This window comes from Streptomyces sp. NPDC002690 (assembly GCF_053592415.1).
Window position 1 is genome coordinate 1 of record NZ_JBSFVR010000086.1, and the last position, 24,594, is coordinate 24,594.

The window sequence follows — 24,594 nt, forward strand, 5'->3', positions numbered from 1 at the left end:
CCACCGGCCCGTCCCCGGCGCCCGGGAGGCAGCGGGCCGCCCTGCCGGGGACGCCGTACGGCCGGAGACCGACGGTCCGACGGTCCGCGGCCAGCGAGGCTGACCGCGGCGGGGCCCTTCGGCGCCCCGTCCCTCAGGCCGATTCCCGGCCCACCAGCACCGAGGGGAAGACGACGGACGGCGCGGGCCCCTCGGAGGTACGTATCTGCCGCAGCAGCAGCCGGGCCATCTCGGCCGCCATCTCCTCCACCGGCTGGCGCACCGTCGTCAGCGGCGGATCGCAGGCCAGCGCCGCACTGCTGTCGTCGAACCCCACCACCGCGACGTCGGACGGCACGTCGAGGCCCGCCCGCAACAGGACCGGCAGCGCGCCCAGCGCCATCAGGTCCGACGCCACGAACACCCCGTCCAGGTCCGGGCGGTCCCCCAGCAACCGCTTCATCGCCGACGCCCCGCCCGCATGGGTGAAGTCGCCCTCGGCGCTCGGCACGTCCGTGATCCCGTGCGCCGCCAGCGCCTCCAGGAACCCGCTCAGCCGGGCCCGTCCCGCGGGCCGGTCCTGCGGACCCGCCACCGTCACCAGCCGCCTGCGTCCCAGCGCGACCAGATGGTCCGCCGCGAGACCCGCTCCGGCGTGCTGATCCGCCTCCACGTGCGTGAGCGGGGTGGGCTGCGCCGGAGCGCTCGCCAGCACGGCGGGCAGCCGGGTCCCGTGCAGCAGTCCGGGCAGCGGGTCGTCGGAGTGCGAGGAGATCAACACCACCCCGTCGACGTGCCCCTGCCGCAGGTACGACAGCAACTGCCCCCGGGAGACCGCGTCGTCCGCCAGCATCAGCACCATCTGGATGCCCGCCGGCCGCAACACGTCCAGCAGACCGGTGACGACCCGCCCGAAGTGCGGGTCGGAGAACATCCGCCCGACGAACGGCTCGGCCACCGTGCGGCGTTCGCGCTCGGAGACCACCAGCGCGATCGAGTCGGTGCGCCGGGTCACCAGCGAACGCGCCGCGCGGTTCGGCACGTACCCCGTGGCGGCGACCGCCTCTTCGACGACCTGGCGCAGCACCGGATCGACCGTGGTCGCCCCGTTGATCACCCGGGAGACGGTGGCGCGGGAGACACCGGCCACCGCGGCAACGTCCTCCAGGGTCGCGGGACGCACGGGAGGTGACACATCGGCAGTCATGCAGCATTTATACCGGGACCGGGTGCGGCCCGGACGGTGAGCCGGCAACGGAGGTGATCTTCCGGGGTGATCTTCGGAGGTGATTTCCGAAAGGTGACCCCGAGGCCGGAATCGGCCGCCGCCGTCCGTACGGTTCGTTGTCAGTGGTGGACGGCAGGATGGTCGCCATGACGAACTCAGCCGTCGCGCTCGCCGACGCCACCGCCTACGCCGCCGCCGTCGAGGAGGCCACCCGCGCCGCCGCCGCGTACTACGCCACCGGGGACAGCGCGCTCGACGACGACGCGTACGACCGGCTGGCGCGCGCGATCGCCGCCTACGAAACGGCACATCCCGAGGACGTGCTGGCCGACTCGCCCACCGGCAAGGTCGCGGGCGGCGCGGCGGTCGGGGACGTCCCCCACACCGTCCCGATGCTCTCGCTGGACAACGTCTTCTCCGGCGAGCAGTTCGCGACCTGGACCGCCTCGCTGGAGCGCCGGATCGGCAGACCCGTCGAGGCGTGGAGCGTCGAGCCCAAGCTCGACGGCCTCGCGGTGGCCGCCCGTTACCGCGCGGGACGGCTGGAACGCCTCGTCACCCGGGGCGACGGCACCGCCGGCGAGGACGTCTCGCACGCCATCGGGACCGTCCTCGGACTGCCCGAGGAGCTCGCGGCGCCGGTCACCATCGAGATGCGCGGCGAAATACTCATGACCACCGAGCAGTTCGAGCAGGCCAACACCGTCCGCACCGCCCACGGCGCGTCCCCCTTCGTCAACCCGCGCAACGGCGCCGCAGGCACCCTGCGCGCCAAGGACCGGCCCTACCGCGTCGAGATGACCTTCTTCGCCTACGGCGCGCTTCCGCTGCCGGACTCGGGCGACCTCGCGGAGCGACTGCGCGAACTGCCGCACGGCGAGGTCCTCGCGTACGTCGCCGGCCTCGGCGTGCACACGGCGGCCGACACCCCCGTCGCCCCACGCACCCTCGGGACGGTCGAGGACGTACTCGCACGGGTGGAGGAGATCGCCACGCTCCGGGCCTCCCTGGCCTTCGGCATCGACGGCATCGTCATCAAGGCGGACCGCCCCGCCGACCAGCGCGAGGCGGGCAACGGCACCCGTGCGCCGCGCTGGGCCATCGCGTACAAACTCCCCGCCGTGGAGAAGGTCACCCGGCTGCTCGCCGTCGAGTGGAACGTCGGCCGTACGGGCATCATCGCCCCGCGCGCCGTGCTGGAACCCGTGGAGATCGATGGTTCGACGGTCGGCTTCGCCACCCTGCACAACCCCGCCGACATCACCCGCCGCGACCTGCGCATCGGCGACATGGTGATGGTCCACAAGGCGGGCGACATCATCCCGCGCGTGGAGGCGCCCGCCGTCCACCTGCGGACGGGCGAGGAGACGCCGATCGAGTTCCCCGACGTCTGCCCGCAGTGCGGCTCCGCGATCGACACGAGCGAGCAGCGCTGGCGGTGCGTCCGGGGCCGCGACTGCCGGCTGGTCGCCTCCCTCTCCTACGCCGCCGGCCGGGACCAGCTCGACATCGAGGGCCTCGGGGCGACCCGGGTCGTCCAGCTCGTCGAAGCGGGTCTCGTCTCGGATCTCGCCGACCTCTTCACCCTGGAGCGCGAGCAGTTGCTCGGCCTGGAGCGGATGGGGGAGACGTCCACGGACAACCTCCTCGCGGCTCTCGACACGGCGCGCTCCCGCCCGCTCTCCCGCGTCTTCTGCGCCCTCGGCATACGCGGCACAGGCCGCTCGATGTCCCGCCGCATCGCCCGGTACTTCGCCACGATGGACCGGATCGTCGCCGCCGACGCCGAGACGCTCCAGCGGGTGGACGGCATCGGCACGGAGAAGGCCTCGGCCGTCGTCGCCGAACTGGTCGAGCTGGCCCCGCTGATCGAGAAGCTCGTGAAGGCGGGCGTCAACATGACCGAGCCGGGCGCCACTCCGCCGCCGGAGCCCGGCACGGAGGAGCCGGCCGCCGACGCCGCCGCATCGGCCGAAGGGAACGGCACCCCCGCCCACGGCGGACCGGAACTGCCCCTGGCCGGAATGACCGTCGTGGTCACCGGGGCGATGACCGGAGCGCTGGAGAAGCTCTCCCGCAACCAGATGAACGAACTCGTCGAGCGCGCGGGCGGGAAGTCCTCGTCCAGCGTCTCCGGGCGCACCAGCCTGCTGGTCGCCGGGGAGAAGGCGGGCTCGAAGCGCACCAAGGCGGAGGGCCTCGGCGTACGCATCGCCACGCCCGAGGAGTTCGCCGAGCTCATCGCCACACACCTGGAGGCGGAGGGAGAGGCCGCCTGAGGGCCGGGGGCGGGGCCCGGCACGGGGCCCCGGTGCGGGTGTCCGTACGGGGATTCCTACGTACCCGAGCCGCTCCATCGGACCTCGCCGTCCTCCACCACCCCGGACGCCCGCAGCCCGAGTGCCCGGGCGATGCCCGTCGATGCGTCGTGCCCGGGGCGGATGTACGCGACCAGTTCGCCCACGCCCCGCGCGCGCAGCCAGGAGGCCATGGCGAGCGCCCCCTCGCGCCCGTATCCCGCGCCCTGATGGCCGACGCCGATCACCCAGGCGACCGAGGCCTCGACCGACGCCTCGGTCGAGTGCCCGGCGGCGGGCCGCCGGTACAACGTGGCCTGGACCGTGCCGATCAGCACCCCGTCCGACGTCCTGCGCAGCATCCAGTTCAGCCACCCCTGCGAGCCGTCCGGCGACCGGCCCGCCGACTGGCGCGCGTACCGCGCTTCGAGCTGCGCGAGTGAGTCGGGCGTCCCACCGGTCCAGGTGTGAAGCCGGACATCGCCGAACACGGACACCGCCTCGTGGGCGTGCTCCACGCGGAGCGGTTCCAGGGAGAGCCGTGGTGTCACCAGGGGAACCGCGGTGAGCCATGGGGTCGGTCGAGCAGGCATCGGCGCAACCTAGCGCGAATCAGCGGCGGGGGACAGCGAATCCGCGGCCGAGGAGGCGAGCCGGCCGAGCGACAGCGTGTCGGTGATGGCGCCACGAACGCGAAGGACGGGACAATCCGACGCCCCCACTGATCGGAGCGCACCGATGCCGACCCTGCTGCGCGAGGCATGGACCACTCTGACCCCCGATCCGGCAGGACGGCACGGTCCACTGCCGCCCCTGCTGCTCGTCCTGACCGTCGTCACCGGTCTGGTGGACGCGGTCAGCTACCTGGAACTGGGACGGGTCTTCGTCGCCAACATGACCGGCAACGTCGTGTTCACCGGGTTCGCCCTCGCCGGGGCACCGGGGTTCTCGCTCGCCGCCTCCTTGGTGGCCCTGGCCGCCTTCGTGGCGGGGGCCTTCGCCGGAGGGCTGATCGTCCATCGGACCCGTGCGTCCGGGCACCGGGGCCGGCTGCTGCTGTACGCCCTGCTCGCCGAGACCGTGTGCGTGGTGGCGGCCGTCGTCGTCACCCTGGCCTCCGGTACCCCGTACGTGGGCGGTGTGCGGTTCACGCTCGTCGTACTGCTCGCCCTCGGCCTCGGTACCCAGAACGCGGCCTCCAGGGCACTCGCCGTGCCGGATCTCACCACGACCGTGCTGACGCTCACGATCACCGGCACGGCCGCCGACAGCCGGCCGGCCGGCGGGGCGGGCAGCCGGGCGGGGCGCCGGACGCTCTCCGTCGCCGCGATGTTCCTGGGTGCGCTCGGCGGCGCACTGGCCGTCCTGAACGGGCTGCCGAGACTTCCGCTGCTGCTCGCCGCCGTCCTCCTGGTGGCGGTGACGCTCGCGGCGGTGCCGGCGGCGAGGGGCGCCCGGGCGTGGGCCGCCACCGGTGGTGCTTGAGCCGTGTCGGGCGGGACGTTCGGGGGACGTCCGGCGGATCATGACCGCAGATGTCGGACGCCCCCGGTACGGTGCCCGCCGTCCCGGACCACCGTCCTCGAAATCCGAACCGTCCGTGAAGGAGCCACGCATGCCCACCGAACCGCTGACGCCGGCCGAGATCGAGGAAGGGCTGGGCGAACTGCCCGGCTGGGAGCACGAGGGGGACCGGCTGACCCGTGCCTACCGGCTTCCGTCCCACTTCGCCGCCGCCGCGTTCACCCTGCACATCGCCCGGATCCAGGACGAACTGAACCATCACTCGGATCTGGCGCTCGGGTACGACACCGTCTCCCTCGCCGTGCACACCCATGACGCCGGCGGCGCCGTCACGGCCAAGGACCTCGCACTGGCCGCCCGGGTGACCGCCGCGGCGCCGGCCCACGGCGCCGAGTAAGGGCTGCGGGACACCCTCCACGGAGCGTCGAGCGGGGCGGACACGCCGACGGCGTCCCACCGCGGCTGTGGTGGGACGCCGTCGAGCCGGACGCGCGCGTCGGGGACCGCGTGTCCGAAAGGGGTCAGTTGAACTCTGCCGGGTTCGGGCCGAGGCGCTTGCCCTCGTCGAGTGCGGCGAAGGCGGCCAGGTCGTCCGCGTCCAGCTCGAAGTCGAACACGTCGATGTTCTCGGCGATCCGCGACGGCGTCACGGACTTCGGGATCACGACGTTGCCGAGCTGGAGGTGCCAGCGCAGCACCACCTGGGCCGGCGTACGGCCGTGCTTCTGGGCCACCGCGACGACGGTCGGAACCTCGAGGAGACCCCGGCCCGAGCCGAGCGGGGACCACGCCTCGGTGGCGATGGAGTGCTTGGCGTGCGTGGCGCGGGACTCGGCCTGCTGGAGCTGCGGGTGGAGCTCGATCTGGTTGATCACGGGGACCACCGAGGTCTCGGCGACGAGCCGCTCGATGTGCTCCGGCAGGAAGTTCGAGACGCCGATCGCCTTCGTGCGGCCGTCGGCGAGGAGCTTCTCGAAAGCCCGGTACGTGTCGACGTAACGGTCCTTCTCGGGCGTCGGCCAGTGGATCAGGTACAGGTCGACGTAGTCCAGGCCCAGCTTGTCCAAGGAGGCGTCGAAGCCCTTCAGCGTGGCGTCGTAGCCCTGGTCGTCGTTCCACAGCTTCGTGGTGACGAAGAGCTCGTCGCGCGCCACACCGGAGGCGGCGATGGCCTTGCCCGTGCCCGACTCGTTCCCGTAGATCGCGGCGGTGTCGATGCTGCGGTATCCGGCTTCGATCGCCGTGGCGACAGCGCGCTCCGCCTCGTCGTCCGGCACCTGCCAGACACCGAAACCGAGCTGCGGCATGTCGACGCCGTTGTTGAGGCTGAGGGAGGGGACCTTGCTCACGAGCGGTCGATCCTAACGTCGATGGTAATGACACCTGCCGCAACGACCGGGGCGACCGATCCATTCCCGGATTCGCCCCGAAGGCCGTCCGACAGGAACGGGCGGTCCCGAACGGAACAGCGGGAACAGCCGTGGGTCCCTCGACCGGTTCCCGGGGACCGCCCTCCGTAATCCTCTCCCCCCGCCCCTTCCCTGGCCCGCTCCCCACGCGGGTGGCCCGGTCCGGCGGCGGCCCGGGCCGTGCTCAGCCGTAGAGCGCGTCCACCTCGACCGAGTACGCGGTCTCGATCGCCTTCCGCCTCAGCTTCAGCGACGGCGTGAGCAGGCCGCGCTCCTCGCTGAACCGGTGCGCCAGGATGCGGAACGTACGGATCGACTCCGCCTGCGAGACGGCGGTGTTGGCCGCCACCACCGCGCGCCGGACCTCCATCTCCAGGTCCGGGTCCCGGACGAGTTCGGCCGGTGGCAGGGGGCCCCGCCCCTGCATCGCGAGCCAGTGCTCCACGGCCTCCTGGTCCAGCGTCACCAGCGCCGCGATGTAGGGGCGGTCGTTGCCGACCACGATGCACTGGGCGACCAGCGGGTGTGCCCGTACCCGCTCCTCGAGACCGGCGGGGGAGACGCTCTTGCCTCCCGAGGTCACCAGGATCTCCTTCTTCCGCCCGGTGATCGTCAGGTAGCCGTCCTCGTCCAGCGCCCCGAGATCGCCCGTGGCGAGCCAGCCGTCGTGCACCACGGCGGCCGTCGCTTCCGGGTTGCCCAGATAGCCCGCGAACACCTGGCCTCCGTGCACCCACACCTCGCTGTCCTCGGCTATGTGCACGGTGGTGCCCGGGATGGGCTGGCCCACGGTTCCGTACCTGACGCGGCCGGGAGGGTTGCCGGTCGCCGCGGCGGTGGTCTCGGTGAGGCCGTATCCCTCGTAGATCTCGATGCCCGCGCCCGCGAAGAACAGCCCCAGCCGCCGTTCCATGCCCGAGCCGCCGGACATCGCGTGGCGTATCCGGCCGCCCATGGCGTCGCGGAACTTCTTGTAGACGACCTTGTCGAAGAACTGGTGCTGCACGCGCAGGCTCGGTGACGGGCCGGGGCCCGTGCCGAAGGTCCGCTGTTCCAGCGCCTCCGCGTACCGGACGGCGACCTCCACGGCCTTGTCGAACGGGCCGATCCGCCCCTCCGCCTCGGCCCGGCGTCGGGCACCGTGGAAGAGCTTCTCGAATATGTAGGGGACGGCCAGGACGAACGTCGGCCGGAACGACTCCAGGTCCGGCATGAGGGCGCCGGCCGAGAGCTCGGGCTGATGGGCGAGTGTCACGCGGTTGCGCAGGGAGGCGACCTCCACCATGCGCCCGAAGACGTGGGCGAGCGGCAGGAAGAGCAGGGTGGACGGCTCGTCGCCCGGTCTGGAGCGGAAGACCGGCTCCCAGCGTTGGGCCATGGTGTCGGTCTCGAACATCAGGTTGGCATGGGTGATCAGACAGCCCTTCGGGCGGCCCGTCGTTCCCGAGGTGTACACGACGGTGGCCACGGAGTCGGGTGTCACCGCACGCCGGTGGCGGTGCACCACCTCGTCGTCGATCCGGGTCCCTGCCTCCATCAGCTCGGCGACCGCGTCGCCGTCGAGCTGCCACAGCCGCTTCAGCCGGGGCAACCGGTCGATCACCGAGCCCACCGTCATGGCGTGGTCCTCGTGCTCCACCATGATCGCGGCGACCTCCGCGTCGTGCAGCATCCACAGGACCTGTTCGGCCGAGGACGTGGGGTAGACCGGCACCGACTGGGCGCCCAGTGTCCACAGGGCGAAGTCGAAGAGCGTCCACTCGTAGCGTGTACGGGACATCAGGGCGACCCGGTCGCCGAACCGGATGCCGTGCGCCACGAGCCCCCGAGCGAGGGCCAGCACCTCGTCGCGGAAGGTCTCGGCAGTGACGTCCTGCCACTGCCCGTCCGCGTCCTTCCGGCCGAACGACACCCGTTGCGGATCATCGTGCGCCTGTTCGAAGACGGTGTCGGCAAGGCCCCCGACCGGACGTCGTGCGGCTGCCATGGGTGGGACGGTGAACTCGCGCAATGACCTGCTCCTTACGGCGCTCCGCACAGCGCCGCGACGCTACCCCAAGGAGAGGGTGCTTGGGAGAGGAAAAGGCCCGCCCGCTCGGGCGGGCGGCGCCGCCCATGCGTCGAAATCCGGCCAGATGGGCAACGCTCGGGCGCACTTCTGACCCTGGAGTAAGCACGCGCCACCCTTTCTGCACAGAATCTGTACAGGTGGGAGGCGTGCGCACGTCCAGTCGAGGCCCCGGGGCTGCCCTCCGGCACGACCGAGCGCCGGTCCGCGGATCGGCGGATCGGCGGGTCAGGAGACGGGTGGCGTGGCGTCCCGGTCCTCCCGGTCCTCCCGGGGCGTGACGTCCCCCGGGCCGCCGAAGCCCCGGTGCAACCGGTCCCCGCCCGTCAGGATCGCGGCGGCCAGGGCGTCCGCCGCCTCCGGTGAGCCGCCCCTGCGGTGGCCGTGCAGCAGGACGAAGTCGACATCGCCGAGGTCCGGCAGCCCGGCCCGGGCCGGTACCTCCACCAGCCCCGGCGGGATGAGCCCGCGGGTGTGGGCCATCACGCCCAGCCCGGCGCGGGCCGCCGCGACGAGCCCGCTCAGACTGGTGCTCGTGCATGCCAGCCGCCAGGACCGGCCGTGCCGTTCCAGCACTTCCAGCGCGCGGGCCCGGGTGATGCCGGGCGGCGGAAAGACGATCAGCGGCAACGGCCGTTCCGGGTCGATCCGCAGCTGCGGCGCCCCGATCCAGGTCAGGGCGTCCCGTCCGACCAGATCCCCGTGCGTGTCCCCGGCCCGCCGCTTGGCCAGCACCAGGTCCAGCCGACCGGCGGCGAGCGACTGGTGGAGCGAGCCGGACAGCTCCACCGTCAGCTCCAGCTCGACCTCCGGGTGCTCCTTGCGGAACCCCTCCAGGATCTCGGGCAGCCGGGTCAATACGAAGTCCTCCGAAGCGCCGAAGCGCAGCCGCCCGCGCAGCCGGGTCCCGGCGAAGAAGGCGGAGGCCCGTTCGTGCGCCCGCAGGATCGTTCCGGCGAAACCGAGCATCGCCTCGCCGTCCTCCGTGAGGTCCACCCGGTGCGTGTCCCGTGTGAACAACTGCCGGCCCGTGGCTTCCTCCAGCCGCCGGACGTGCTGGCTCACCGTGGACTGCCGGACGCCGAGCCGGCGTGCGGCCCGGGTGAAGCTCAGGGTCTGGGCGACGGCCAGGAAGGTACGGAGCTGCGCGGGGTCGTACATGGAGGCAGGGTATCGCGCGGTTATCGAGATCCGTGATCACAGTGAGTTCGGTATGCGGGTTTCCCGATGGAGCCGGTCGGTAGCAGAATGGCGACTGTATACATTCGACCGTGAGACGAACGTGGAGCACATGAGCCCCCGCATCCTGAGGCTGCCGAACTGGCTGCCCGTCGACCCGTACATCCTGGCGCTCATCGGGACTGTCGTGGTCGCCGCGCTGCTCCCGGCGTCGGGCACCGCCGCCGACGTGGCGGGCGACACCTCCACCGGCGCGGTCGCGTTCCTCTTCTTCCTCTACGGCACCCGCCTCTCCACGGCCGAAGCGATGGACGGCCTGCGCCACTGGCGGCTCCACCTGACCGTGCTGTGTTCCACCTTCGTGGTCTTCCCGCTGCTGGGGCTGGCGAGCAAGGGCCTCGTCCCCTTCGTGCTGAGCCCGCAGCTCCAGTCCGGGTTCCTCTTCCTCTGCCTGGTGCCCTCCACCATCCAGTCGTCGATCGCCTTCACCTCGATCGCACGCGGAAACGTTCCCGCCGCGATCTGCGCGGGCTCCTTCTCCAGCATCGCCGGGATCGTGATCACGCCGTTGCTCGCCGCTCTCCTGCTCGGCGGCTCCGCCGGAGGCTTCTCCACCGACTCCCTGGTGAAGATCGTCCTGCAGCTGCTCGTCCCCTTCCTGGTGGGACAGCTGCTGCGCCGCTGGACCAGCGGCTTCCTCGGACGCCACAAGAAGATCCTGGGCTACGTCGACCGGGGTTCCATCCTGCTCGTCGTCTACACCGCGTTCAGCGAGGGCATGGTCGCCGGCATCTGGCACCAGGTGACCGCACTGCGGCTCGTCGCGCTGCTGGCCGCCGAGGCGGTCCTGCTGGCCGTCATGCTCCTGATCACCTGGCAGGGGGCGAAGCGGCTCGGCTTCGACCGCGCCGACCGGATCGCCATCCAGTTCGCCGGATCGAAGAAGAGCCTGGCCTCCGGGCTGCCGATGGCCAGCGTCCTGTTCGGCGCGCACGCGAGCCTCGCGGTCCTGCCGCTGATGCTCTTCCACCAGATGCAGCTGATGGTCTGCGCGGTCATCGCGAAGCGCCGCTCCCGCGACCCGGAGGAGCCGGAGGCGGACTCGGGCTCCGTCTCCGGGGCGGCCGTGGGGAGCGCGGCGGCCACGGCGGGCTGACGAGGACAGAAGCTTTCGCGGGCGGGGCCTCGGAGGACCGGGCCCCGCCCGTCCGCGTACGGGCGGGCGCTCCCCAGCTTCTTCTCGGCTCCCTCCCGGTTCCCTCTCAGCTCCCGGAGTCCGGGGCCTCCAGCGCGATCCGGTGCTCGCCCGCGTACACGTTCATCGACGGCCCCCGCAGGAAACCGACCAGGGTCAGCCCGCTTTCGGCCGCCAGGTCGACGGCGAGCGACGAGGGCGCCGACACCGCGGCCAGGACCGGGATCCCGGCCATCACCGCCTTCTGCGCGAGCTCGAACGAGGCCCGCCCCGATACCAGCAGGACCGACCGCGACAGTGGCAGCCGGTCGTCCGTCAGGGCCCGCCCGACCAGCTTGTCGACCGCGTTGTGGCGGCCGACGTCCTCCCGGACGTCCACGAGCTCGCCCTCCTCGGAGAAGAGGGCCGCCGCGTGCAGCCCGCCGGTCCGGTCGAAGACCCGCTGCGCCGCCCGCAGCCGGTCGGGCAGGGCCGAGAGCAGCTCGGGCGTCACCCGTACCGGAGGCTCGTCGGCCACCGGATGGCGGGTCGTCGTCCGTACCGCGTCGAGACTGGCCTTGCCGCAGAGGCCGCACGACGACGTCGTGTACACATTGCGTTCGAGGGTGATGTCGGGAACCACGACGCCCGGCGCCAGCTGCACGTCCACCACGTTGTACGTGTTGACGCCGTCCGCCGTCGCCCCGGCGCAGTAGACGATCGACCGGACCTCGGACCCGGCGCCGATGACGCCCTCGCTGACCAGGAACCCGGCCGCCAGCGCGAAGTCGTCGCCGGGGGTGCGCATCGTGATGGCGAGGGGTTTGCCGTTGAGGCGGATCTCCAACGGTTCCTCGGCGACGAGCGTGTCGGCGCGGCTCGACACCGCTCCGTCCCGGATGCGGAGAGTGCGGCGTCGCTCGGTGACCCGTCCCATGGTTCAGACCCGATTCCTGTACGTGGGGAAGGCCTCGGCGGCCCTTGCGGCGGAGGCACCCGCCCTCCCGGGCCGTCGCGCGGTCCAGGCCGGCTTCACGATCTCATGGCCCGCCACGCGGGCCGGGAGCCGCAGGTGCCCCGTTCCCGCAGCCTTAGCTGCTGTCCGGTGGATCGTGGGCGGTGTGCCGTGTGCCGTGTGCCGTGTGCGGTGGATCGTGGCCGGTGGCCGGTGGCCGGTGGCCGGTGGCCGTCCCGCCCGCGCGGGGAACGGAACCTGACGGCACGCCGGGAGCGAAAACGGCGGAATGCCGCCCGTCCGGACCACGCCTGTCGCCAAGGCTCCAACCCGCGGTCCGTAATCCTGTCGGATCACGTGCCCCCGTACCGGACAGTAGCGACCAACACTGGATGGTTCCTGCCATACGTAGCGAGGGGAACCCGTACATGACCGGCTCACGTGTCGTGGCGCTCGGCCACTACCAGCCCGCGAAGGTACTGACCAACGACGATCTTGCCGCCATGGTCGACACCAGCGACGAGTGGATCACCAGCCGCGTCGGCATCAGAACCCGTCATGTGGGGGGCCCGGACGAACCGGTGGACGAGCTGGCCGCGCACGCCGCCGCCAAGGCGCTCGCGGCGGCGGGACTCCAGGCGTCCGAGATCGATCTCGTCCTCGTGGCGACTTCCACGGCCATCGACCGCTCGCCCAGCATGTCGGCCCGGGTCGCCGCACGGCTGGGCATGGGCTCCCCGGCGGTAATGGACATCAACGTGGTCTGCTCGGGCTTCACCCACGCACTCGCCACCGCCGACCACGCGATCCGCGCCGGCGCGGCCACCCGCGCGCTGGTCGTCGGCGCCGACAAGATGGGCGACATCGCCGACTGGACCGACCGCAGCACCTGCGTCCTGGTCGGCGACGGAGCGGGCGCCGCCGTGGTCGTGGCGGAGCCGGACGGCACGGGCACGCCGGGTATCGGTCCGGTGCTGTGGGGTTCGGTGCCGGAGATGGGCAACGCCGTGCGGATCGAGGGGACGCCGCCGCGCTTCGCCCAGGAGGGCCAGTCCGTCTACCGCTGGGCCACCACGCAACTGCCGCCCATCGCGCGCCGCGTGTGCGAGAAGGCGGGGATCGCCCCCGAGGACCTGGCGGCGGTCGTACTGCACCAGGCGAACCTCAGGATCATCGAACCGGTGGCCCGCAAGATCGGTGCGGTCAACGCGGTCATCGCCCGGGACGTGGTGGACTCCGGCAACACCTCCGCGGCGTCCATCCCCATGGCCCTCTCCAAGCTGGTGGAGCGGGGCGAGATCGAGAGCGGCGCGCCCGTGCTGCTCTTCGGCTTCGGGGGCAACCTCTCCTACGCCGGCCAGGTCATCCGCTGCCCGTGAGACGTCTGGCGTCCGAGCGCCGTCGCCATCCGTGAGACAGCTGTGTGCGTGCGGATCTTGATCAGTAGACTGTAGACGATAAGCAATTACTCGCCGCCCGGAGGGGGAGCGCGATGTTGTTTGCAGGACTGCCGCAGGGGGCCGTGCCGAAGCTGGAACGACCGGGCCCGTTGCGCGAACGCGTGTACGAGGCGCTGCTCGAACTCATCACCATCCGCGCTCTGCGGCCCGGTCAGCATCTGGTGGAGAGCGAACTGGCCGGCCAGCTCGGCGTGTCCCGGCAGCCGGTGCGCGAGGCGCTCCAGCGGCTCAACACCGAGGGGTGGGTCGATCTGCGCCCGGCCCAGGGTGCCTTCGTGCACGAGCCGACCGAGGAGGAGGCCGACCAGCTGCTCTCGGTCCGCACCCTGCTGGAGGCCGAGGCCGGGCGGCTTGCCGCCGCCCACGCGGACGCGGACGGTGTGGCGGCGCTGGAGGAGCTCTGCGACCGGGGCGAGGCGGCGGTCGCCGAGGACGACGTCGATCTCGCGGTCGCACTGAACGCCGAGTTCCACGCCAAGGTCATGGAGCTGGCCGGGAACGTCGTGCTGTCGGCCCTCGCCGCCCAGGTCGGGCGCCGGGTCCGCTGGTACTACACACCGGTGGCCCGACGACGGGGTAAGCAGTCCTGGACCGAGCACCGTGAGCTGATCGCCGCCATCGCGACCCACGACGAGCGGCGCGCCACGGAGGTCATGCGGGCGCACACGGAGCACACCCGCCGGACGTACCACCAGCGCGAGAAGGGCTAACCCGGGCGCGGTCCCGGCCCGGGGCCCGACGTGCGGTTCCCGCCCGGGGCGGGACGGGTGCCGGCCGGTCAGCCGATCCCCTTCCGGTCCGGGACCAGCGCGAACGTCCGCTCCGCGTGCTCCGGCGACGTCCGCTCCACCGCCATGACCAGGAGCGCGCGGTGCCTGAGCAGCGGCGCCTCGCGCTCCGCCGGTACGGCCGCCAGCAGATCGTCCAGACCGGCAAGGAGCCGTCTGGTGACCTGCGGTCCCGCCTCCGGAACGCATCGCCTGACCTCCTCGAACGCCAGATCCACGAGGTCGTCCCACTCCGGCGTCTCCCGCACGAGCCGCACCTCGCCCCGGTGGTCGCGGTGGCGCACCGTACCGAGCGGCCGGTCCGCCAGCGCCGCCAGGAACTGCACCGTCCGGTCCAGGCACTGCACCGCGGTGGTCGGATCGTTCACGGCGGCGGACAGGGCGTGCAGTGCGATGTCCGAGAGCTGCCGCAGGCCGAACGACGGATCGCGGCGCAGCGTGCGCTCGACACCCACCGACACGGCGTCGCCCGGTACGGACCCGGCGCCGGTTCCGACGCCGTGCACCGCCAGCAAGGGCATGCCGGGCACCAGGAAGTCCCCCGTGCGGGGGAGTAGCCGCAGAACCACCCCGCGCCGACGGGCCACCCGTACGAGCCTTGCCGCGTCCACGTCGCGCAGCACCCCCGCCCGGCCCTCGTACCGCACCCGCCCGGTCTCCGGCGGCAGGCACCCGGGGATGCGCGCCGCCTCCTCGCGGTTCTCCTCGTGGGGCTGGTGCTCCAGCGCGCGCAGGGAGTCGCGGGTGATCCGGTCGACGACCGGGCCGACCTGGAGCAGTCGCAGCGTGGACGACACGTACGTGATGAAGAGCAGCAGGCTCAGGGCGACCATGGCCAGGGTCAGCAGGCTCTGCAGCACCGGCACGGAGGTCAGACGTGGGATCTCCGTCTCGCTCTCGTACGAGGTCAGGACCAGGAGCGAGAAGACGAAGGTCGCCAGGAACACCGTCAGGGTGAGCTTGGTGATCCGGCTCCGCACGAAGATCCGGACGATGCGGGGCGTCAGCTGCCCGCTCGCCATCTGTACGGCCACCAGCGAGATGCTGAAGACGACCCCGATGAAGGTCATCATCGCCGCGCTGACGGTGGTGACGACCGTACGCGCGTCGTTGGCGAAGGACGCCAGATCGCCCAGCTCCCGGTACGCCTTGTCGACCCGCAGGTGCGTGACGATCGCGGAGTCCAGAGTCGAGACCCCCCACCAGAGGAGGAAAGCGCCCAGGAGTCCCGCGGCCGGAGCGAACCAGAAGGTGTCCCGCAGATGCTCGCGCAGGTCCGAGAGGGCGAAAGGGTGCAGGTGGTACCGGACATTCATGACCGCGAAGGTAGCCCGCGCGGCAGTGGGTAGCCGTGCGGTGACACACCGTACGGCTGCGGGCCCGGCGGCCCGGAAACCGTCCCCCGTGATGCCCGGCACCGCACTGACCACGGGAAACGGGGGTGATCGGGGGTCCAAACCCCTGGTATTGTTCTCTTTGTCGGAGCGGGAAACACCGCGAACGACAGACACCTTGTCCGGGTGGCGGAATGGCAGACGCGCTAGCTTGAGGTGCTAGTGCCCTTTATCGGGCGTGGGGGTTCAAGTCCCCCCTCGGACACCAATGGTCAACCGACCAAATGGAGCCGGTCACAGCGACAGTTTGTCGCTGTGACCGGCTTTGTTGTTGTGCCCGGAGTGGGGAAGGTCTGCCGCGGTCGCGTGCGCGGACGGGAGGCCGGCGGATCGGCCGGCCCGGATCCAGGTCCGCGCGCGTGTGGTCGGCGATCGCCCAGCCGGCCGGACGTCGCGGGGCGGGGGCGACGACGGTCGCCAGGTAGCAGAACTTCCCGCCCTCGACGGGCAGGTACGTGATGTCGCCGACGTACTCCGTGTTCGGGATCCGGGCGGTGAAGTCGCGGCCGATCAGGTCCGGTGCCCTGGCCGCGGCGGGGCTGGGCACGGGGGTGCGCCGCCGGCGGCACAGGCGGACCCCTTCGATCCCGAACGTCCGCATGATCCGGGCGGCGCGCTCGTGGTTGAGCGCCTCTCCGCTCGCCTCGTGGAGCTCGGCGGTGATCCTCGGGGCTCCGCAGGTGCCGTCCTGCGGACTGATCCGACAGCCCCATGGCCGGTCGATCAAGCAAGCGGCTTGCGGTAACGGACGTACTCGTTCCGCCGTCGGAACCCCACACTCTCGTAAAGGTCGTAGGACCGGTGTGGATTTGCCGTGCCCGTGAACAGCCGAGCGGTCGTCACGCCCCGCTCGCGAAGGCTCCGCAGCCCGTCCAGCAGCAGGACCCGGCCGATTCCGAGGCGTCGTTGGTCCGTCCGGACACTCAGCTCTTCCACCTCGCCCACGGTGCGGTCGTGACGGCGGATGGAGCAGAGGGCGACGCCGACCATGTCCTGCCCGTTCCAGGCAGCTCTCCAGCATGCCGGGTCGGCGGTGTCGACGAAGTCCTGGAAAGGCCATCTCTGAGTGAAACCGCGGTCCGCGTACGAATCGACGACCGTCCTCCAGGCGGCACGGTAGTGGCTCGTCCCGATCGGCCCTGTCCGTATCCCGGCCGGCAGCTCGCTGCCCGGCTCGGGCACCTGCTGCAGATCGCCCAGCTCCAGCTCGACCAGGCTGAAGACATGTCGGTAGCCGGCTCCGCGCAGAAGTGCCGTGGCGTCCTGCTCGGAGGCCATGGCGTTCGCGCCGATCACTGCCGTCCGCGCCGTTCCATGCTGTTTGACGAGCCGGCGGATCCGTTCTTCGGCCCAGCTCAGCATGGCTGAGCCGATGCCCTGGCCGCGATGCTCGGGCAGGAGGTAGCCGCGGTGCAGGTACAGCCACGTATCGTCCCGCTCCTGCCACCACCGGATCGTCGCGTAGCCGACGACGCTCCCGTCGAGCACCACCAGGATCTGGTTCTTGGACGGCTCCTCCGACTTGGCGGAAGCTTCGGCGATCTCGGCCGTCGTCGGGAGTCCTTCCACTACCGAATGGACATCGATCCGGTCCCGTTCGACACACCCCAGCCGCACGGCGGCCATGGCGCCGTGGTCTTCGTCGCCGCGATACGGCCGGAACCCGAGGCCGGCCGGAAGGCCCTGTCCTGCCGTGCCATCCCACATGACCGGATGTTCTCGGACTTCGAGGCAGGTCCGCCACCCTATTCACGCCGCGGTCGTCCGCGACCGTTCACAGCGGGCCCCGGCGCGGACGAGGGCAACGAGGTGGGGCGCATTCACGGCTCGCCGGGCGTCGCAGGAGAATCCCGGTCACAGCTCCGGTGCGGCTTCCAGGTCGAACGCCACCTCCGGGGCAGCGGCCGTTGTCCCGGAGGACGGTGCGTCGAGCCGCTGCTCGCACCAGATGGTCTTGTGCCGGCGCCCGTGGCGGACGCCCCAGCGAGTGCTGAGGCGCATCACGATGTAGAGCCCGCGACCTCCCTCGTCGCTCTCCCGGGCGTGGCGCAGGTGAGGGCTGGCGCTGTTGGCGTCGGTGACCTCGGACAGCAGCCGTCCACCGTCGTGAATGAGGCGCAGGCGGACCGGCCCGGAGCCGTAGAGGATCGCGTTGGTGACCAGCTCACTGACGACGAGTTCCGTGGAATAGGCGGCGTCGTCGAGTTCCCAGGCGGCGAGCTGGCGGTCGACGAGCCTGCGGGCGGTCCCCACCACGGAGGCGTCGGCGGGCAGGGTCCAGTCCGCCACCTGGTCCGGCGGGAACGCGCGGGTGCGGGCGAGCAGGAGGACCGCGTCGTCGTCGTGGGACGGCGCCATCCGGTAGACGGCGGTGTCGCACAGTTCGGCAAGGGGCAGGGTGGTGGAAGCGAGCACGTCGGCGAGCCGGCACGCGGCTTCGGCGCGGTCATGGTCGCCGACGTCGAGGAGACCGTTGGTGAAATGGGCGAGCAGGCTGCCCGGGAGGAGCTCGGTCTCGGCGGGGAAGTAGGGGCGTCCGCCGCCCGCTCCCAACGCCGGACCCTCGGGGACCTCGATCGTGCGGCGCGTACCGTCCGGGTCGACGACCAGCGGTGCCGGATGTCCGGCACGGACCATGGTGCAGCGCCGGGAGACCGGGTCGTAGACGGTGATCGCGCAGGTGGCGACCGCATTGTTCCCGTTCGATGCGGCGCTGCCCGGGAGCTGGGCGCAGACCTCGTCCAGATGGGTGAGCAGTTCGTCCGGTTCCAGGTCCTGGAGGGCGAGGGTGCGCAGGGCGATTCTCAGCTGGCCCATGGTCGCGGCCGCCTCGATGCCGTGGCCGGTGACGTCGCCGACGACCAGGGCGACCCGGGTGCCCGACAGGGGAATCACGTCGAACCAGTCGCCTCCGGCGGTCTCGGGCAGGTACACGTGGGCGGTTTCCACGGCGGTGAGAGCGGGAACCGCGTCCGGCTGGAGCCTGCGGTGCAGCGCCGTCGCGATCGTGCTCTCACGGCGGTACCGGTACGCGTTGTCCAGGTGCGCGGAGGCGACCGAGGCCGCTTGGCGCGCCACGTCCAGGTCCGCGTCCTCGAAAGGGTCCGGCCGGTGCCGGTAGAGGGTCAGCAGTCCGAGGACGGTCTCCCGGACCACGAGAGGAGCGACGATCATGGAGTGCACGCCCGCTTCGACCAAGGGAGCGAGGCCTTCGGGGGAGGCCGACAGCCACGGGGCGTCGCGGGAGACGGGGACCAGACGTGCCCGCGCGTCGCCCAGGGCCTGCGAGTACGGGGTGGCGAAGGGGAACGGGCGACTCTCGCCGTCCTCCCTGCTCCTGATGGCGTCCGTCGGCGCGAACGACACACGGCGCAGAGGGGCGTCCCGCGGCGGGGCGTGGGCGAGCCCCGCGTTCGGTTCCCCGGCCTCGTCCAGCAGGTCGACGCTCGCGGCGTCGGCGAACGCGGGCACGAGGGACCCGACGAGTCCGTCGGCGATGGGCCGTGCCTCCAGCGCGGGGCCGAGAGCCGCGTGTACGGCGCTGAGGACGGCCAGCCGGTCCGCCGCGGTCTGGTGCTCGGTCAGGTCCTCGACCACGCCCACCACACGTCTTGGTTCACCGGCCGGACCGTCGAGGGGGAACAGGGAGACCTGGAAAATCTGGTTGCCGTAGGGGGCGGACGGCGCCCGTCCCCGTACCAGACGTCTCCGCAGCGGTTCGCCGGTCGTGAGCACCTCGTCGATCAGGGCAGCCGTGGCGTCGGCGTCGAATCCGGGGGCGAAGTCGTGCACCCGGTGCCCGATCACGTCCTCGGCGGGGAGATCCCGTACCCCCCGGCCGGAAGGGTTGTACCGCATGACCGTGTGGTCGTTGTCGAAGACGAACAAACCCTGTGGCGAGTCCGCGAACAGCGCGTTCAGCACCGTGGTGTCGTCGAGGGAAGCGTTCACCTGGCGCCAGCTCCCTCCGTGGGCCGTCCCACCCACCATCTCGCATCGGCCGGAGCAGGCAACCCGGGCTGTCCGTCCTCCGGTACGCGGCGGTACTGCCGCGTACCGTCCCGGGCGAGGCACGCGGAGGGGGCGGGTGGGGGCATCAGTGCCTGCCCGCCTGCCGGCCTGCCCGCCTGCCCGCCTGCCGGGCGGAGGGCCCCGGACCGGTCAGGGCAGTTCGGCCGTCCGCGGCGCGCTTCCACCCACCGGCAGGACGGACTCCAGGCTTGCCACGGGGCCGCTGCCAGGGCCGGGGCAGGCGGTGAGGCGATCCGTGAGCGGGGTCGGCTGTGTCCGCTGCTGCCGGAGGGCGGGGCGCAGTGCGCGCGGTCCCGGGACCACCGCGTAGTCGGAGCCCAGGAAGTCCGGGGTCAGCTCGCCGGGATCGTCGCCGAGTGCGAGGCGTACAGCCGCCCACGGCACGTTGAGGCCGCACTCGGAGAGCTGGTGCAGGCCGCCGGCGGGGCGGGTGTTGACGTCCATGAGGACGGGCTCGCCCGCGTGCATGCGGAACTGGATGTTCGTCAGCCAGTGCAGGCCGAAGGACCGGGCGATCAGGCGGGCCGGCTCGATCCACGCGGGGTCGAGCGTGAAGCCGCGCCGTCGGCCGTTCTTCGTACGGCCCACCGCCAGCCGGACCTCCCCGTCAGGGCCGGTGAGGCAGTCGACGGAGACCTCCGGCTCGTCCAGGCGCGGCATCACGAGCCAGTCGACGGACCGCTCGGTGTGCCGCAGCGCCCTCGTCACCAGCTCCAACGGCACGTAAGGGCTCGGGAATCCGGTCAGGTGCAGCATGGAGAACGGGGCCCGGGTGATGATCCGGAACCCGACGCCGCCCTCGCCGCCGGTCGGCTTGAAGCACGCCTTGCCGCCCTGTGCCTCGATGGCGTCCACCGCCGCGAGCAGCTGCGCCTCGTCGCGGACCCGCCACCACGGCGGCACCGGGATACCGACCCGCCCTACGCTCTCGTACGCCACCGCCTTGTTCGCGAAGAGGCCTATCGCCTCGGCGGGCGGCGCGAGCAGCACTGTCCCGAGGGCTGCGAAGTCCTCGCGGTGCGCGACCAGAGCCGCCTGATGGAGGACGGGTACGAACACGTCGATGCCGCGCCGCGCGCACTGGTCCAGCGCGTATTCGACGTACGCGGCGGGCGACAGGTTCTCCGGCTCCGGCGCACAGGTGTCGGCAGCCGCGAGTACCGGGGAGTCAGGGTCGGCGTGCGTGGCATGGATCTCGACGGCACGGCCGTGCGGATTGTGCCGCAGCTGATCCATGAAGAACGCGTTCTCCGCGTACGTGCGGTTGAGCCAGACGCGTACGGGAGAGACCATGCAGGCCGCCTTCCGGGGTTGCGGACACGGCGGGGCAGGGCCGCATCCGGTCGTCGAGAGAGGGAGGGAACGCAGGCCACGTGTGACGCGGAGAACCGCAGGTGGGGGAGCGTTGGGGTGATCTTAGGGGGCAGGACGGCCCGCGTTGGCTACGTGCGTGTTACGGATTCGGCCGCGCTCGCGCAGCGCCTCCCGTTCCCCTGCCTTCCCCGAGGTCCCGGTTCTCCCGTCGCGCCGGCTCTCGCAGCCCTACTCCGCCACCGGCTTCCGGATCGCCGCGATGTCGAACTGGAGGCGTAGCTTCTCGCTGACCATGGCTCCGCCCTCGGCGAGACGGGCGTTGTAGGTGAGGCCCCAGTCGGTGCGGTTGATGGTGGTGGTGCCGTCGAAGCCGACCCGTTCGTAGCCGAACGGATCGGTCACGTGGCCGATGTAGGTGAGTTCCAGGTCGACCGGGTTGGTGGTGCCCCTGATGGAGAGGTCACCGGTCATGCGATAGACGTCCTGGGCGACGAGGTTCACGGCGGAACTGGTGAAGACCATCCGGGGGTGCTTCCGGGCGTCCAGGAAATCCCGCCCGACGAGGTGCTCGTCGCGTTGTTCCACCCCGGTGTCGACGCTGGCGGTGGCGATGGAGATCTCGGCCCGGGAGCGGGCGGGGTTACTGCCGTCGAAGTAGAGGAGGCTTTCGTACTCGGCGAAGGAACCCCGCACCGTCGTCACCATGGCGTGCCGCACGGAGAATCCGATCCTGCTGTGCGCCGGATCGATCATCCACTCGCCGGTGAGTCCCTTCAGTGCCGGATGGGGGAGCACGGCGGCGGGAGACGCGACCGTCGTGCCCGTGCCCGTGTCGGCCGTGCGTCGGGGCGTTGAGCCGCGGCTGAAGATGTTCATGAAGTACTTAGTTACTGTGAGAAAACGATCAAGGTAAGAGAGCGTCGGGGAATCCGAACAAGTGCACGCGAACCTTCACGGAAGTGGAGCCCTCGTGCGTACGCTGCGTAGCGCCCGGGTACGGCCGGTGACCGACCTGCGGTGGCCGGGCGCAGGGCCGCGTCGACGAGGTGGCCGACCGCACCCGGGCGGCGCTGGAAGCCCGCCGGCGGAGCAAGCCGCGAAGGCCGGGCCGGTCGGACGGGCGACAGAAGCCGGAGGAGTCCCGCGTGACGGCGGTCCCGCGCGGGACCGCCGTCACCCGGTGGTGCCACCAGGGCGTTCGGAGGAGGGCAGTCGCCAGTCGTACGGGAAGAAGTCCACCGGCCAGGAGGCGCTCGCGGCAGTCAGTGCGGCCACGTTCTCCGGTGTGCACAACAGGCAGCGGTTGATCAGCAGTTGGCGACGTTCGGCGGAGGTCAGCAGCGTTTCGAAGGGGTCGGGGTTCACTTCGTCCCCGTCCATGTCCTGGTGGCCGCCCGCGTTGACGCGTCTGCCCGTCGGTGCGCGGTGGTCCAGGCGGAAGTCGGTGCGCCACTGGGAGTTGCCGCCCCATCCCTGCGACAGGTCGACCGTGGGCCGGTGGCGGCGCAGAAAGGTCCAGTAGAGAGGGGAGCGGTCGGCGACGCCGCGCACCGCGTGCCGGGCGCCGGCCCGGACGCGTACGCCCGCGCGGCTGAACAGCAGCGGTCCCAGCCACAGCCCCGGCCAGACCGTCCCGGTCACGCGGACGGCCTCCTCCGGGTCCTCGTCCTGCTCGACCTCCACGATCTCGTGGAGGAAGGGGTCGAAGGGGCCCGTCCCCCGGAACGGCACCAGCCCCAGACCGGTGAACAGGCGAAGGTACTGCTCCATGCCGACCGTCGGCCACTGATCGAGCGAGTGCAGCCGACGGGCCCAGGGCGAGTCGACTCCCGCCTCCGGGGGCGGCTGGTGGGACAGGAGCAGAACGTCGTTGACCCGGCTGAGGGCGTACAACTCCCAGCTCATGGCCGTGCGGAGACCGGCCGCTTCGCCGAAGTCCTCCCGGCAGAGCGAATCCGCCGACTTCGCCAGCCAGGCCGGGTAGTCGGCCCCGGCACGCGCGAGCCACGGCGCCACCACCGCGCCGAAGGCGTTCGGGCCGCTGTGGTCCAGCAGTTCCTGGTACAGGTCCCTCGCGTCGACCGATGGCGGTTGCTCGTCCATCCGCGCAGCGTAGCGATGCCGCCGAACCGGGATCGACCGGCTTCCCGCCCTGGCGGAAAACCTGGCGAGCCGGCGGTCGGTGTCCGACAACGGCTGTTCGGGGAGGATTTGAGGTTCCGCTCGGGCCGATGGGGGAGTGAGGAGTGGTCGGGGGAGTCGTAGGCCGAACGCCGAATGAACCGGTCCGTCATCGGCGGCAACCTTTTGGTTCCGTGCGGCGACTACGAGTCCGGAACCCCCTGTCGTCCCGCCGGGACCGAGGAACGGAACAGCCCATGGCACCGTACGGACGTACGCCACCGGATCGCAGGCTCCGCCGGGCGGCGGTGGCCGGGGGCGGGGCGGTGCGAGAGTGGGCCCCGGCGGGGACTCCCCGGCCGTCCGGAGCCACCGCGGGACTTGCCGGGCCCTGACTCCACGACGTGTCGAAGCGCTTCGACGCCTCTCTGGACAGTTCACCGGAGTCCGTCTAGGCTCGTTTGGATCTTTGCATGTCAGAGGGGGACCGAGGGGGAAGCCGGCGCGTTTCGAAGCGCTTCACCAATGGCTCGTCCTCTCGGTTGTTCTGCCGCACATTCGTCGCACATCACTGTCAATGTCACCCGTAAGGGAGAGCGCATGGTCACCCTGGCCGAGGTCGCCCAGCACGCCGGAGTCTCCGCGAGCACGGTGAGCTACGTCCTCAGCGGGAAGCGGTCCATCTCCGCGCCCACCCGGGAGCGGGTGGAACTGAGCATCCAACAGCTCGGCTACCACCCCAACGCCGGGGCCCGCGCGCTCGCCAGCAGCCGGTCCAACATCATCGCCCTGATGGTGCCGTTGCGTACCGACATGTATGTGCCGGTGATGATGGAGATCGCCATCGCGGTGGCCACCACCGCCCGCACGCACGGCTACGACGTCCTGCTCCTCACCGGGGAGGAGGGCCCGGCCGCCGTCCGGCGGATCGCCGGGAGTTCGCTGGCCGACGCGCTGATCCTCATGGACGTGGAACTGCACGACGAGCGCCTCCCCGTGCTCCGGGACACCGAACGGGCCGCCGTACTCATCGGATTGCCCGCCGACGTGGCTGGACTGACCTGCGTGGACCTCGACTTCGAGGCGACCGGGGCACTCTGTCTGGATCACCTTGCCGGACTCGGGCACCGGGAGGTCGCCGTGATCGGCGAGGCGCCCGCGGTCTACGAACGGCACACCGGGTTCGCCGAGCGCACCATCGACGGCATCCGGGCCAAGGCGCGCGAGACCGGGGTGACCGTGCTGCACCGGCCCTGTGAGGGCGGTTACGCGGCGATGGCGCAGACCCTGTCCCGGATCTTCGACGAACGACCGGGCACCACCGGGTTCATCGTCCAGAACGAGTCCGCCGTGGAGCCGCTGCTCAACCTCCTTCAGCAGCAGGGCCGTGCGGTGCCCGAGGACGTCTCGGTCGTCGCGGTCTGCCCCGAACAGGTCGCGGTACAGGCCTCGGTGCGGCTCACCTCCGTCGCCATTCCCGCCCAGGAGATGGGACGGCGGGCCGTCGAACTGGTGGTGGCCAAGCTCACCGGTTGCGGTACGGACGAAGTCGAGCTGATCGCACCGGAGTTGACGGTACGGGCCAGTACGGGGCCCGCCCCCGCGGCGTGACGTGTGCGGGTGGGCCCGACCGCCTTTGGCCGGGCCCACCCGCACGGGCGGCAGGCGGCCC

General features: G+C 71.5%; 19 protein-coding genes, 1 tRNA gene and 1 pseudogene. 8 read left to right on the forward strand and 13 right to left on the reverse strand.

The genetic code is table 11. From position 1 onward, the window contains the following. Nucleotides 1-133: 133 nt before the first annotated feature. A complete protein-coding gene (locus ACWD3D_RS13920; RefSeq protein WP_451461112.1) occupies nucleotides 134-1,186 on the reverse strand; it encodes a LacI family DNA-binding transcriptional regulator in 1,053 nt (350 codons plus the stop codon). A 158-nt stretch (nucleotides 1,187-1,344) separates the two neighbouring features. Between ACWD3D_RS13920 and ligA the strand changes: the two genes are divergently transcribed. Then, nucleotides 1,345-3,486, forward strand: coding sequence for an NAD-dependent DNA ligase LigA (gene ligA / locus ACWD3D_RS13925; RefSeq protein ID WP_451461113.1), 2,142 nt, complete (start codon nucleotides 1,345-1,347; stop codon nucleotides 3,484-3,486). 56 nt (nucleotides 3,487-3,542) lie between these two features. Here ligA and ACWD3D_RS13930 read toward each other — a convergent pair whose 3' ends face one another. Then, the gene (locus tag ACWD3D_RS13930) at nucleotides 3,543-4,097 is read right to left on the reverse strand and encodes a GNAT family N-acetyltransferase (RefSeq protein WP_451461114.1); all 555 of its coding nucleotides are present in this window, start codon (nucleotides 4,095-4,097) and stop codon (nucleotides 3,543-3,545) included. Between the two features lie 145 nt (nucleotides 4,098-4,242). Between ACWD3D_RS13930 and ACWD3D_RS13935 the strand changes: the two genes are divergently transcribed. Continuing rightward, the gene (locus ACWD3D_RS13935; protein WP_451461115.1) at nucleotides 4,243-4,989 is read left to right on the forward strand and encodes a DUF1275 family protein; all 747 of its coding nucleotides are present in this window, start codon (nucleotides 4,243-4,245) and stop codon (nucleotides 4,987-4,989) included. A gap of 130 nt (nucleotides 4,990-5,119) precedes the next feature. Continuing rightward, nucleotides 5,120-5,425, forward strand: a complete 306-nt coding sequence (locus ACWD3D_RS13940) for a 4a-hydroxytetrahydrobiopterin dehydratase (RefSeq protein WP_451461116.1) — start codon at nucleotides 5,120-5,122, stop codon at nucleotides 5,423-5,425. A gap of 124 nt (nucleotides 5,426-5,549) precedes the next feature. Here ACWD3D_RS13940 and ACWD3D_RS13945 read toward each other — a convergent pair whose 3' ends face one another. The 3 genes from ACWD3D_RS13945 to ACWD3D_RS13955 form a co-directional block, all read right to left on the reverse strand. After that, nucleotides 5,550-6,377, reverse strand: a complete 828-nt coding sequence (locus ACWD3D_RS13945; protein WP_387367245.1) for an aldo/keto reductase — start codon at nucleotides 6,375-6,377, stop codon at nucleotides 5,550-5,552. 244 nt (nucleotides 6,378-6,621) lie between these two features. Further along, the gene (locus tag ACWD3D_RS13950) at nucleotides 6,622-8,424 is read right to left on the reverse strand and encodes an AMP-dependent synthetase/ligase (RefSeq protein WP_451461117.1); all 1,803 of its coding nucleotides are present in this window, start codon (nucleotides 8,422-8,424) and stop codon (nucleotides 6,622-6,624) included. A 309-nt stretch (nucleotides 8,425-8,733) separates the two neighbouring features. Then, a complete protein-coding gene (locus ACWD3D_RS13955; protein ID WP_451461118.1) occupies nucleotides 8,734-9,666 on the reverse strand; it encodes a LysR substrate-binding domain-containing protein in 933 nt (310 codons plus the stop codon). Between the two features lie 130 nt (nucleotides 9,667-9,796). Between ACWD3D_RS13955 and ACWD3D_RS13960 the strand changes: the two genes are divergently transcribed. Further along, nucleotides 9,797-10,840: a bile acid:sodium symporter family protein gene (locus tag ACWD3D_RS13960; protein ID WP_451461119.1), complete on the forward strand. Its 1,044-nt coding sequence runs from the start codon at nucleotides 9,797-9,799 to the stop codon at nucleotides 10,838-10,840. 106 nt (nucleotides 10,841-10,946) lie between these two features. Here ACWD3D_RS13960 and fdhD read toward each other — a convergent pair whose 3' ends face one another. Next, nucleotides 10,947-11,795 (reverse strand): formate dehydrogenase accessory sulfurtransferase FdhD, encoded by an 849-nt coding sequence (fdhD, locus tag ACWD3D_RS13965; protein ID WP_451461120.1) that lies wholly within the window; start codon nucleotides 11,793-11,795, stop codon nucleotides 10,947-10,949. 446 nt (nucleotides 11,796-12,241) lie between these two features. On the opposite strand from fdhD, the gene ACWD3D_RS13970 reads away from it, so the two are divergent. Together ACWD3D_RS13970 and ACWD3D_RS13975 are read left to right on the forward strand one after the other, a co-directional pair. Beyond that, nucleotides 12,242-13,192, forward strand: coding sequence for a beta-ketoacyl-ACP synthase III (locus ACWD3D_RS13970; RefSeq protein ID WP_451461121.1), 951 nt, complete (start codon nucleotides 12,242-12,244; stop codon nucleotides 13,190-13,192). A 113-nt stretch (nucleotides 13,193-13,305) separates the two neighbouring features. Next, nucleotides 13,306-13,983: a GntR family transcriptional regulator gene (locus ACWD3D_RS13975; protein WP_451461122.1), complete on the forward strand. Its 678-nt coding sequence runs from the start codon at nucleotides 13,306-13,308 to the stop codon at nucleotides 13,981-13,983. A 68-nt stretch (nucleotides 13,984-14,051) separates the two neighbouring features. Here the strand turns inward: ACWD3D_RS13975 and ACWD3D_RS13980 are convergent, their stop codons facing one another. After that, entirely contained in the window at nucleotides 14,052-15,377 is a 1,326-nt protein-coding gene (locus ACWD3D_RS13980; RefSeq protein WP_451461123.1) for a DUF2254 domain-containing protein, read from the reverse strand. Nucleotides 15,378-15,575: 198 nt separating this feature from the next. Here ACWD3D_RS13980 and ACWD3D_RS13985 point away from each other — a divergent pair. Then, a tRNA-Leu gene (locus tag ACWD3D_RS13985) sits at nucleotides 15,576-15,663 on the forward strand. Nucleotides 15,664-15,801: 138 nt separating this feature from the next. Here ACWD3D_RS13985 and ACWD3D_RS13990 read toward each other — a convergent pair. The 6 genes and pseudogenes from ACWD3D_RS13990 to ACWD3D_RS14015 all read right to left on the reverse strand — a co-directional run. Further along, a pseudogene (locus tag ACWD3D_RS13990) lies at nucleotides 15,802-16,143 on the reverse strand (IS3 family transposase); the annotation flags it as partial. Between the two features lie 35 nt (nucleotides 16,144-16,178). After that, entirely contained in the window at nucleotides 16,179-17,162 is a 984-nt protein-coding gene (locus ACWD3D_RS13995; RefSeq protein WP_451461124.1) for a GNAT family N-acetyltransferase, read from the reverse strand. Nucleotides 17,163-17,309: 147 nt separating this feature from the next. Then, the gene (locus tag ACWD3D_RS14000) at nucleotides 17,310-19,406 is read right to left on the reverse strand and encodes a SpoIIE family protein phosphatase (RefSeq protein ID WP_451461125.1); all 2,097 of its coding nucleotides are present in this window, start codon (nucleotides 19,404-19,406) and stop codon (nucleotides 17,310-17,312) included. Nucleotides 19,407-19,616: 210 nt separating this feature from the next. Then, nucleotides 19,617-20,780 (reverse strand): ATP-grasp domain-containing protein, encoded by a 1,164-nt coding sequence (locus tag ACWD3D_RS14005; protein ID WP_451461126.1) that lies wholly within the window; start codon nucleotides 20,778-20,780, stop codon nucleotides 19,617-19,619. A gap of 249 nt (nucleotides 20,781-21,029) precedes the next feature. Further along, complete coding sequence (locus ACWD3D_RS14010; protein ID WP_451461127.1) at nucleotides 21,030-21,677, reverse strand: YceI family protein; 648 nt, start codon at nucleotides 21,675-21,677, stop codon at nucleotides 21,030-21,032. A 297-nt stretch (nucleotides 21,678-21,974) separates the two neighbouring features. Continuing rightward, nucleotides 21,975-22,904: a hypothetical protein gene (locus ACWD3D_RS14015; RefSeq protein ID WP_451461128.1), complete on the reverse strand. Its 930-nt coding sequence runs from the start codon at nucleotides 22,902-22,904 to the stop codon at nucleotides 21,975-21,977. A gap of 618 nt (nucleotides 22,905-23,522) precedes the next feature. Here ACWD3D_RS14015 and ACWD3D_RS14020 point away from each other — a divergent pair. Then, entirely contained in the window at nucleotides 23,523-24,533 is a 1,011-nt protein-coding gene (locus ACWD3D_RS14020) for a LacI family DNA-binding transcriptional regulator (protein WP_451461129.1), read from the forward strand. Nucleotides 24,534-24,594 lie beyond the last annotated feature (61 nt).